Source organism: Pseudomonas sp. GM49 (assembly GCF_000282355.1).
Taxonomy (GTDB): domain Bacteria; phylum Pseudomonadota; class Gammaproteobacteria; order Pseudomonadales; family Pseudomonadaceae; genus Aquipseudomonas.
Genome location: NZ_AKJL01000213.1, coordinates 1 through 10,362, shown reverse-complemented (window position 1 = coordinate 10,362; position 10,362 = coordinate 1). Strand labels below are relative to the sequence as shown.

At 61.8% G+C, this 10,362-nt stretch carries 11 protein-coding genes; 4 read left to right on the top strand and 7 right to left on the bottom strand.

Annotated elements, in window-relative coordinates; translation table 11 throughout:
• Window positions 1–598: FAD-dependent oxidoreductase (locus PMI29_RS10240; protein WP_008000279.1), on the top strand; the 598-nt coding region annotated here is incomplete at its 5' end.
• Window positions 599–792: 194 nt separating this feature from the next.
• Window positions 793–1,068, top strand: a complete 276-nt coding sequence (locus PMI29_RS10245; RefSeq protein WP_003213368.1) for an HU family DNA-binding protein — start codon at window positions 793–795, stop codon at window positions 1,066–1,068.
• An 89-nt stretch (window positions 1,069–1,157) separates the two neighbouring features.
• Here the strand turns inward: PMI29_RS10245 and PMI29_RS10250 are convergent, their stop codons facing one another.
• Window positions 1,158–1,550, bottom strand: a complete 393-nt coding sequence (locus PMI29_RS10250) for a DUF6124 family protein (RefSeq protein ID WP_008000277.1) — start codon at window positions 1,548–1,550, stop codon at window positions 1,158–1,160.
• Window positions 1,551–1,936: 386 nt separating this feature from the next.
• On the opposite strand from PMI29_RS10250, the gene PMI29_RS10255 reads away from it, so the two are divergent.
• Window positions 1,937–2,308, top strand: coding sequence for a hypothetical protein (locus PMI29_RS10255; RefSeq protein ID WP_008000275.1), 372 nt, complete (start codon window positions 1,937–1,939; stop codon window positions 2,306–2,308).
• A 155-nt stretch (window positions 2,309–2,463) separates the two neighbouring features.
• Here PMI29_RS10255 and PMI29_RS10260 read toward each other — a convergent pair whose 3' ends face one another.
• From PMI29_RS10260 to exbB, 6 genes are all read right to left on the bottom strand, one after another.
• On the bottom strand, window positions 2,464–3,864 hold the full coding sequence (locus PMI29_RS10260; RefSeq protein WP_008000274.1) for an aminoacyl-tRNA deacylase and HDOD domain-containing protein: 1,401 nt from the start codon (window positions 3,862–3,864) through the stop codon (window positions 2,464–2,466).
• 78 nt (window positions 3,865–3,942) lie between these two features.
• On the bottom strand, window positions 3,943–6,018 hold the full coding sequence (gene recG / locus PMI29_RS10265; protein ID WP_008000273.1) for an ATP-dependent DNA helicase RecG: 2,076 nt from the start codon (window positions 6,016–6,018) through the stop codon (window positions 3,943–3,945).
• A gap of 9 nt (window positions 6,019–6,027) precedes the next feature.
• Window positions 6,028–6,957, bottom strand: a complete 930-nt coding sequence (locus PMI29_RS10270) for a hydrogen peroxide-inducible genes activator (protein WP_008000272.1) — start codon at window positions 6,955–6,957, stop codon at window positions 6,028–6,030.
• 180 nt (window positions 6,958–7,137) lie between these two features.
• The gene (locus PMI29_RS10275) at window positions 7,138–7,887 is read right to left on the bottom strand and encodes a TonB family protein (protein WP_008000270.1); all 750 of its coding nucleotides are present in this window, start codon (window positions 7,885–7,887) and stop codon (window positions 7,138–7,140) included.
• A complete protein-coding gene (gene exbD / locus PMI29_RS10280; RefSeq protein WP_007989589.1) occupies window positions 7,884–8,312 on the bottom strand; it encodes a TonB system transport protein ExbD in 429 nt (142 codons plus the stop codon). Before exbD ends, PMI29_RS10275 begins: the two co-directional genes overlap by 4 nt.
• A gap of 6 nt (window positions 8,313–8,318) precedes the next feature.
• Window positions 8,319–9,272, bottom strand: a complete 954-nt coding sequence (gene exbB, locus PMI29_RS10285) for a tonB-system energizer ExbB (protein WP_008000267.1) — start codon at window positions 9,270–9,272, stop codon at window positions 8,319–8,321.
• A gap of 187 nt (window positions 9,273–9,459) precedes the next feature.
• On the opposite strand from exbB, the gene PMI29_RS10290 reads away from it, so the two are divergent.
• The gene (locus PMI29_RS10290) at window positions 9,460–10,317 is read left to right on the top strand and encodes an SDR family oxidoreductase (RefSeq protein ID WP_008000265.1); all 858 of its coding nucleotides are present in this window, start codon (window positions 9,460–9,462) and stop codon (window positions 10,315–10,317) included.
• The last annotated feature ends 45 nt before the right edge of the window (window positions 10,318–10,362 follow it).

Genomic DNA, 10,362 nt, shown 5'->3' with positions numbered 1-10,362 from the left:
CCCGGCGGCCGCCGCTGCGGTGCAGGCTGGCCTCGAAAGCCTCGGCGCGTGCTTCCACCTCGGGCCGGTGCTCAACCGCCTGCAACGCGTGGCGGATGGCCTGGAAGCGCACCTGTCCGATGGCCAGGTGATCCCGTGCGACGTAGTGGTCTCGGCCATTGGCCTGCGCCCGCGCGTCGACCTCGCGGCAGCGGCCGGTCTGCAGGTCAACCGCGGCATCATGGTCGATCGGCACCTGAAAACTTCCCACGCCAACATCTACGCCCTGGGCGACTGTGCCGAGGTCGACGGGTTGAACCTGCTGTATGTCATGCCCTTGATGAGCTGTGCGCGAGCGTTGGCGCAAACCCTGGCCGGCAACCCGACCGCCGTCACCTATGGCCCGATGCCGATCACCGTCAAAACCCCGGTCTGCCCGTTGGTGGTGTCCCCGCCGCCACGGGGCGCAGAGGGCATTTGGACCGTCGAAGGGCAGGGCGCCGATATCAAGGTTTTATGCCGCGATGCCGCGGGCAGGCTGCTCGGTTATGCGCTTACCGGTGCCGCCGTGATGGAAAAACTGGCCCTGAACAAAGAGCTTCCGGCCCTGCTGGCATAAATAGCGGTCGTTCTGTCGGAATCACCCCCCTTTTGCCCTAACAAAGGCCGCGCCGATACTGGCGCGGGGCCTCACTGCGTGCCATCCTCACTCCCGTCTGCCGCAGAGTAGAGCACCTGCGGCGCTTTGGGCGCTGCTCCGCAGAGGGCAGCACGGACATAACAACAACAAACCGTCAAAGGGGCTTCACTCATATGCGTAAACCAGAACTCGCTGCAGCCATTGCTGAAAAAGCAGACCTCACCAAAGAACAAGCCAACCGCGTTCTCAACGCCGTTCTTGAAGAAATCACCGGTGCCCTGCACCGCAAAGACAGCGTGACGCTGGTGGGCTTCGGCACCTTCCTGCAACGCCATCGCGGTGCCCGCACCGGCAAAAACCCGCAAACCGGTGAACCCGTCAAAATCAAGGCCAGCAACACCGTTGCGTTCAAGCCAGGCAAGTCGTTGAAAGACAGCGTTAATCCGTAAGCCGTTTTCACCTCTCGCGCAGCGGGGGAGTGGAATGAAGAATGGGCACGCCAACCAGGGTTGGGTGCCCATTTTTTGTGGGTGGCGAATCAGCCGAGCCCGCTCTGTTGCTTGGCGAGAATCGCCGCCATTTCCGGCCCATCCAGATGATCCAGCGCCCGCTCTACCAGCAAATGCGCCCCCTCAGCCACACGACTGATCGCCAGGGCTACTGAGCGGCGTGAGCCTTCTACATCATCGGCAAGGTCAGCGGCGATGGCGCTGATGGACAGCAGATCTTCCGAGGCGTTGGCCAGGAGTGCTTCGGTATTGATGTCCGGGCAGACGCTGAAGAGTTGGCCGCTGCGTTTCGTTGGTGTTTGTTTTGGTGGGGCGAGATAGTGATCGAGGGCGCGTTCGGTGGCTTCGTGGAGTTTTTTGGAATCGAGGGATTCGCAGGGGGATGTGGCTTCGTTTTCGGATGCGTCGGGTATCGGAGTCATTGGTGTAAATCCTTGGTTAAGAAGTTTTGCTCCCGATTTCGGACTTGCACATCCGGTCGCCGTTTTTGGCGGTGACGATCAGAGGTTATCGATGAATCCAAAACTCGCCTAGTTCATGTATGGCGCAGCATTTTGAAGGAAGTTTCCGATAGGTTTGCAGGGTGGGGGACCAAAAGATCGCAGCCTTCGGCAGCTCCTACAGAATGTGTTTCTTCAGGTGCAGAAGTGGCGTATGGAGTGGCCGGAGTGATGTTCTGATAATTGTGACTTAGTAGTCATCGTGCAGGTAATGGTAATGATCTTCTCCTAATGCAGCTGAATACTGGTGTTATCCTCTGAAGCCGTTAAACTGCCCCAGCCGTTCATTTTTCTTTGAGGCTGTGCGCATGAAATTTCGTTTTCTGCTGTGGATGCTGGGTTTGTTGATGGGCAAGGCCAGCCGGACCAATCCGGCGTTTCAGCAGCAGTTGGGTGACAAGGATCTGGTGTTTCAGTTGCAGACCCTGGACGGGAAAGTAGCGCGGCATTTCCGTGTGAAGGACCAGCGCATCACCAGCCAATCGGGTGTGCATGCCGAGCCTGCGTTTGCGATTGCCTTTAAAGACGCCGCGTACGGTTTTGCCACGATGCAGGCCAAGAACAAGCAACTGGCGTTCATGACGGGGATTCAGGACAAGTCGATTCAGATCAAGGGCAACCCGGCGCTGGTGATCTGGTTCCAGGGGCTGACCAAGTATTTGAAGCCGAAGAAGGCGTAGGAGCGAGCTTGCTCCGGGCGGCGTTCCGACGAGAAACTCAAGTACCCCCGGGTTTATCCAGGATGCGCGCGTCATCGTTGACGACTTTCGCGAGCAAGCTCGCTCCTACAGGGTTTTGGTGATTCCTGTGGGAGCGGGCTTGCCCGCGATGCTTTTCAGCCCTGGGTGAACTGCGAGGCGAGTTCGCGCAACAATACTTCAGCTTCAAGGACTTTGCTGACCACGTCGTTGGCTTTTTCGCGGCTCAGGCCAAGGCGTTCGAGCAGGGCGTCGGGGATGTCTTCGTCGGGGCCGGAGCCGATGCCTCGGCTGCGCAGCAGGCGCACCGACAGGCAGACCAGGTTCGGGTATTCGGCGTAAGTGCCGTCGTAGGCCGGGTCGTGCTGGAAGCGCAGGGCGGTGGCCAGTTCTTCGGGCATGTCCCAGTAGCGCATCAGCCACGAGCCGATCTGCTCGCGGCTGATGCCCAGCAGGTGTTGTTCCACGAAGCTGTGGCACACGTGCGGGTTGACCTCCAGGTGGCGGCAGATCAGCGAGAAGTGCGGCGGGAACACGTGGGCCAGCAGCAGGTAGCCGAAGTTGTGCAACAGACCGGCCAGATAGGTCAGGCCGGCTTCCGGACGCTGGGCGCGTGGCATGGCGCGGGTCAGGCCTTCGATGACGGCGGCGGTGTAGATCGATTGCTGCCAGTACGGCGTGGAGTGTTGCGGGTGGTCCTTGGGCAGGCTCAGGGTTTTGCCCAGGGCCAGCCCCAGCGCCAGGTTGATCACCAGGTCGAAGCCCAGCACGCGCACGATGGCGTCTTCCACCGAGCGAATCTTGCCTGGCGAGGCGTAATACGGCGACGCCGCCCAGCTCACGACTTGTGCAGCCAGCGCCGGGTCGGTTTCGACCACGCCGGTGATATCGTCGATGGTGGCGTTGGGGTCGACGCGCAGCTTGATGATTTTTTGCGCCGTTTCGGCCAGCGGCGGGATTTCGATGGTCGCTTCCAGGCGCTGCTGGATGCGCCGTGCGGTGAACGCCTGGACGGCCTGGGTGATTTCCTCGCGGTCGTCATCGGGGCGGTCGAGGTTCGGACGGATGCTGGTCAGGTTCTCGCCGAAGTTGGCGGCGCTGGCCTTGGTCAGCATGGTCTTGAAGTCTTCGCTGGAGACTTCCAGCAGCACGCCCGGCTCACCGGAGTTGATCAGCAACTTCGGCTCATGCAGCAGGCTTTCGTCGTACAGGCAGGGTGAACTGGTCAGCGCCGGCAGGCCCGGCAGCAAGCTGAGGTTGTGCTTGCCGAGCATTTTTGTCAGGCGTTCGATCGGTACGGCGGTGAGGCGGCGACCGGTGAGTTCAGTGAGGCGATTGAGGTCCAGCAATTGGCTCTGCGGGAACAGCACCATCAGCGCGCCAATGCTGTCATCCAGCAGAACGGCCTGGACCTTGCGCGCGGCATTGAGGTCGTGATGGTCCAGCACTTCTTCGTAGGCAATGCCCAACTTGCCCAGCATCAGCCGAATAACCGACGGAGCGTGCGGGGTGTCGGGTGCGAAGGCAACTTCGGTCATGGTTTGTATCCGTGCTAAAACAATTGCCGGAGTATAACCAGCTTGCTCGGGGCCACGCCTTAGAAACTGCGACGGTTGTCACACTTGGCCGTACTGTTGGCCATGACGCAGCCAGCGGTCGAGTAGCGGGCTGACGTGGGTCGGCCAGCGCTCGAGCAATGCCTGGGCGGCATCACGTACGGCTGGCAGCAAATCGGCATCGCGCATCAGGTCAGCGACCTTGAATTGAAGCAGGCCGGTTTGGCGGGTGCCGAGCATTTCGCCGGGGCCGCGCAATTCCAGATCCTTTTCGGCGATGACGAAACCGTCGTTGGTTTCGCGCATGATGCCCAGGCGCTGACGGCCGATCTGCGACAACGGCGGATGGTAGAGCAGCACGCAATGGCTGACGGCGCTGCCCCGGCCGACGCGGCCGCGCAACTGGTGCAGTTGCGCCAGGCCCAGGCGCTCGGGGTTCTCGATGATCATCAGGCTGGCGTTGGGCACGTCGACGCCCACTTCGATTACTGTGGTCGCGACCAGCAGTTGCAGGTTGCCGGCCTTGAACTCGGCCATCACCGCGGCTTTTTCCGCAGGCTTCATGCGGCCGTGGATCAGCCCGACTTTCAACTCGCCGAGGGCGGCGGTGAGGTCCTCAAAGGTGGTTTCGGCGGCCTGGCAGGTCAGCTCTTCCGACTCTTCGATCAGCGTGCACACCCAATAGGCTTGACGCCCTTCAGCGCAAGCGCTGCGCACCCGCTCGATGACTTCGACCCGCCGGGTGTCGGTGATCAGCACGGTGTTGACCGGGGTGCGGCCGGGGGGCAGTTCGTCGAGGATCGAAGTGTCGAGATCGGCGTAGGCGCTCATGGCCAGCGTGCGCGGAATCGGCGTGGCGGTCATGATCAGCTGATGCGGACACATGCGCCCGCCGACGCCTTTCTGCCGCAAGGCCAGACGCTGCTGTACGCCGAAACGGTGCTGTTCGTCGATGATCACGAGCGCCAGGTTCTTGAATTGCACTTCGTCCTGGAACAACGCGTGGGTGCCGACCACCATCGGGGTGCCGCTGGCGATTTGCTCCAGCGCGGTCACGCGGTTCTTGCCCTTGAGCTTGCCGGCGAGCCACGCGACTTCGATGCCCAGCGGTTCGAGCCAGCGCTTGAAGGTGATGAAGTGCTGCTCGGCGAGAATCTCGGTGGGCGCCATCAGGGCGACCTGATAACCGGCCTCCAACGCTTGCAGCGCGGCGAGGGCGGCGACCACGGTTTTGCCGGCGCCGACGTCACCCTGGATTAGCCGGAGCATCGGTTCGTGCTGGTTGAGGTCGTAAGCGATTTCGTTGCCGACCCGTTGCTGGGCGCCGGTCGGGTTGAAGCCGAGGTTGGCCAGGTACTTGGCCGGCAGCCTGGTGGCTTTTGGCATTGCCGGCGCGCGCAAGGCACGCATGCTTTCGCGCAGGCGCTGTTGCGACAGTTGATGGGTCAGCAGTTCTTCGAAGGCCAGACGGTGCTGCGCCCAGTGGTGACCGAGGGCCAGTTCATCGACGTCGGCATCGGCGGGCGGGTTGTGCAGGTAGCGGATTGCATCGGCCAGCGGCGCCAGTTGATAGTCGCGAGCCAGTTCGTTCGGCAGCCAGTCGGGCAGGCTGCTGGGGCCGAGCAGGGTGAGGGTCTGCATGCACAACTGGCGCAAGCGCTGTTGGGTCAGGCCTTCGGTCAGCGGGTAAACCGGGGTCAGGGTTTCATCCACCGGTGGTGGTTCGTCGCCGGTGATGGCGCGGTACTCCGGGTGGTAGATCTCCAGCCCCGAAGCACCGGGCCGCGCTTCGCCGTAGCAGCGAATCCGCGTGCCGCGCTTGAGGCCTTCCTTTTGCGCGTTGCTGAAATGGTAGAAGCGCAGGCTGAGTCCACCGGTGCCATCCTGCAGCCGGACCACCAGGCTGCGCCGACGGCCCATGACCACATCGGCACCGCTGACGGTACCCTCGATGACCGCGTCCTGTCCGGGGCGCAGTGCGCCAATCGGAACCACGCGAGTGCGGTCCTGATAGCGCAGGGGCAGGTGAAACAACACGTCCTGGAGGTTTTCCAGGCCGACCTTGGCCAGTTTCTCGGCCATGGCTTCACCGACACCCTTGAGTGCCGTCACCGACACTTGCGACAACTCGCTCATGACCGTTGCTTAACCCGCCGCGACTTGCGTCGCTGGCTTGGCCACCGAGCACAGGCGAATGGAGTCAGCGAGGATTTCAATTGCCTTTGGACGCGGGAAGCTGGCGCGCCAGGCAATGGCCACCGTGCGGAACGGTACGGGTGCCGACAACGGACGCACCTCGATCACGCCGGGGGCGTAGTGATGGCTGTCGACTGCAGACAACGGCAGGATCGAAATCCCGAGGCCCGAGGCGACCATGTGGCGAATGGTTTCCAGGGAGCTGGATTCCACCGTGGTGTGCTTGGCGCCGTCGTTGCCTTTGGTCAGGGTCGGGCAGGCTTCCAGTACCTGATCGCGGAAGCAGTGGCCTTCGCCGAGCAGTAGCAGGCTCTTGTCGTTGAGCAGGCTGGCGTCGATGGACTCCTTTTGTGTCCACGGGTGCTGCGCTGGCATCAGTACGTAGAACGGCTCGTCGTAGAGCTGCAGGGTCAGCACGTCGGCTTCATTGAACGGCAGGGCGATGATGATTGCGTCGAGTTCGCCGTTGCGCAGTTTGTCGCGCAGCACGTGGGTGAAATTTTCTTCGATGTACAACGGCATCTGCGGGGCGACCCGGTGCAGTTGCGGAATCAGGTGCGGGAACAGGTACGGCCCGACGGTGTAGATCGCGCCGACTTTGAGTGGGGCAGTCAGCTGGTTCTTGCCGGCCTGGGCCAGTTCGCGGATGCCCTGGGCCTGCTCCAATACCTTTTGGGCCTGGGCCACGATGCCTTCGCCGACCGGCGTCAGGCGCACGGCGCTTTTGCTGCGCTCGAAAATCAGCACACCGAGTTCGTCTTCAAGCTTTTTCACGCCCACCGAAAGGGTCGGCTGGCTGACATGGCAACGCTCGGCCGCGTGGCCGAAGTGCTGCTCTTGGGCGAGGGTAACGATGTAGCGTAATTCTGTGAGGGTCATAGCAAGCGTCCATGTAGTTGCGGGCCAAGCATACCGGCTGCAATCGATAGACGCACGTTATCAGACTGAACGTGTCGGGTGACACTGGGCAATGCCGGTTTGCCGCTGGCAGATAAGAGAAAGGCACCTTTCGGTGCCTTTCTGGCTGGATTAGTACCCTGTGGGAGCGCTCCCACATTTTTACCGACGGCGTTTTTCCAGCGAGTAAACAAAGGGTGCAACGATTTCGATGGAGCCATTGGTCAGCATGTCGGCCGGTGGCTTGGGCAGCGGTTGGGCGCGACGGATCATTTCCAGGGTGGCCCGGTCCAGATCGGCAGTGCCCGAGGCGCCTACCAGCTCAAACGACAACACATTGCCTTCGGCATCCACAATGAAACGCAGACGGTTCATGCCTTCCTTGCCCCGCGCCTGGGCACTTGCAGGGTATTTTTTGTACTTCTGCAGGTGCGCCAGCAGCGTGCCTTGCCAGCTGGCCTTGGCTGCCAGTTGAGCCGGCGAAGGGCCGGGCGCAGGCTGGGCGGATTTCTCCGTCGGTGCCTGAGTCTGTTGCGTTTCGGCAGGCGTTTCTTCGGCCGGTTTTTCCTTCGGCGGTTCGGGTTTCTTCTCTACCGGCTTGGGCGGCTGCGGCTTCGGCTTGGGTTTGACCGGCTTGGGCACGGCAATTTCAGCTTTCGGCGCTTCAGCGAGCTTGGGTATCGGCAGTTCTTCAACCGGAGCTGGTGGCTGCGGTGGGGTGACGACCTTCGGCGGTGCAGGCGGTGGCGGGGCGGGAACCGGTGCCAGTTCGACCATCATTGCCTGAGGGGGCAATTCGATGGGCGGACGGGCAGACCAATTCAGTGCCAGCGCGATGGCCAGCGCGTGAACGCCCAGCACCACTGCCAGGCTACCGCTGTAACGCGTCAGCTTATGGCGCGTCGTGATCATTTCTTGGCTGCCGTCTCGAGTCCGACCAGACCTACCTTCAGGTAACCGGCAGAGCGCAGGTTGTCCATCACGCTCATCAGGTCGCCGTAATCCACGCCTTTGTCAGCCTGGAAGAAGATTGTCGTGTCTTTCTTGCCCTGGGTTTTGGCGTCGAGGGTGGCGCCGAGTGCTTCGGCCTTCACTTCGTCTTCACCGAGGAACAGGCGCTGGTCAGCCTTGACGCTGAGGAACACCGGTTTCTCTGGCCGCGGCGCCGGTTTGGCGGTCGAGGCGGGCAGGTCGACCTTGATGTCCACGGTGGCCAGCGGGGCCGCCACCATGAAGATGATCAACAGCACCAGCATCACGTCAATGAACGGCGTGACGTTGATTTCGTGGTTTTCGGACAGATCGTCGTCTGCCCCTTCTTTCAAATGCAGGCCCATGGCCGATTACCCCACTTTCACCATGTGCGGTTGCGAGCTGCGCTCAGGCTGGTGGTCGAGGTCGCGGCTGACCAGCAGCAGGACCTGTGCCGACGCGTCGGACACCTGAGCCTTGTAGCCGGCGATGGAGCGGGCAAAGACGTTGTAGATCACGACTGCAGGGATCGCTGCAACCAGACCCAGAGCGGTGGCCAGCAGGGCTTCGGCGATGCCGGGAGCCACGACGGCGAGGTTGGTGGTCTGGGTCTTGGCGATGCCGATGAAGCTGTTCATGATGCCCCACACAGTACCGAACAGGCCGACGAACGGCGCGGTGGAACCGATGGTGGCCAGCACGCCGGTGCCGCTGCTCATGTTGCGACCGCAGGCCGCCACCAGACGCTCAAGACGGAAGCTGACGCGTTCCTTGATACCTTCTTTCTCGCGGCTGTTGACCGACAGGCGCATCTCTTCGAGGGCGTCGTGCACCAGCAGGTTCGCCAGGGTGCCTTCCTTCGCCGCGGTAGCGCTGGCTTCCTTGAGGGAGGCGGATTTTTTCAGTTGGGCGATTTCACCGCGCAGACGACGCTTGGCGCCCATCAGCTCAAGACCCTTGGCGATCCAGATGGTCCAGGTGATGATCGAGGCGATGGCCAGGCCGATCATCACGATTTTCACGATAATGTCGGCGTTCTTGTACATGCCCCACGGCGACAGGTCATGGGCCATGCCCAGGGTGTTATCGGCTTCGAGGACTTCAGGAACGTCTTCCCCCAGGTTTTCCGCTGGTGCTGCCTGGGCAGGATCAGTCGCGGTCGGAGCAACGACCGGTGCAGGTGCTGCGGCGGCCGGAGTAGCTGGCGGCTGGGCATCGGCGAAAGCGGCGACTGGCGCGAGCATCAGGCTGAGGAGCAGCGCGGCCACCGCGCTCCAGGCGCGAGGTCGTTTGGTTGGCGAAGCGGGGAATTGATTGCGTGTCATGCTGGCCGGACCTGAGAGAATAAACGGGTGATGTTCTTCCAGGCCTCGAAAGGCCGAGAACAAAGTGGGGCGCATTATTGCAAGTAATTCTTGTTAACAAAAGTAATAGCGTCTCTTTTTTTCCTGCATTGCTAGCCGCCTGTCTATTGCCGGCGCTAGTCTGTGGCTTTCCGATGGGAGTTTTCTGATGTCTGCGCCTACTGTTTTGATCGCCGGCTGCGGTGATGTCGGCAGCCGCCTGGCCACGCAATTGCTGGCGGCGGGGTGGGAGGTCCATGGCCTGCGACGCGACGTTTCACGCCTGCCCAAGGGCGTCATCGGCGTTGCCGGTGACTTGTTCGACAAAGACTGCCCGGCCACTTGGCCAATCGGTGCCGTGGATTACCTGGTGTATTGCGCGGCGGCCACCGATCACGATGAAGCCGGTTACCGTGCTGCCTATGTCCAGGGCTTGGAGCATGTGCTGGAGTGGCTGAACGACTACGGGCAGATGCCCAATCGCCTGCTATTTGTGTCCAGTAGCAGTGTCTACGGTCAGCAGGATGGCGAATGGGTCGACGAAACTTCACCGGCCGTGGCGGCGGGCTATTCCGGGCGTGTGATGCTCGAAGCCGAGCAACTTGCTCTCAAAAGCGGCATTCCAGCCAGTATCGTGCGCTTGACCGGCATTTACGGCCCCGGCCGAGAATGGCTGCTGACGCAGGTGCGCCGGGGTTATCGCGTGGCGGTCGATCCACCGTTGTATGCCAATCGGATTCATGCGGACGATGCCGCAGGGTTGATGGCGTGCCTGCTTGAGGCGGATCGGCATGGCGTGGCATTGGATGGTGTCTACATCGGTGTGGATGATGCGCCGGCAGCGCTGGCCGATGTGGTGGGCTGGTTGCGTGAGTATCTGGGCGTGACCGAATGGGCCGATGACGACAGCGTGCGTCGCACTGGCAGCAAGCGCTGCAGCAATGCCAGGGCAAAAGCGTTGGGCTGGACGCCGAAGTACCCGAGTTTTCGCGAGGGTTATGCGGCGATTCTTGAAGGGCGTTGCTGACTTTCAGGTACCGTAAACACCTGTGGGAGCGAGCTTGCTCGCGAT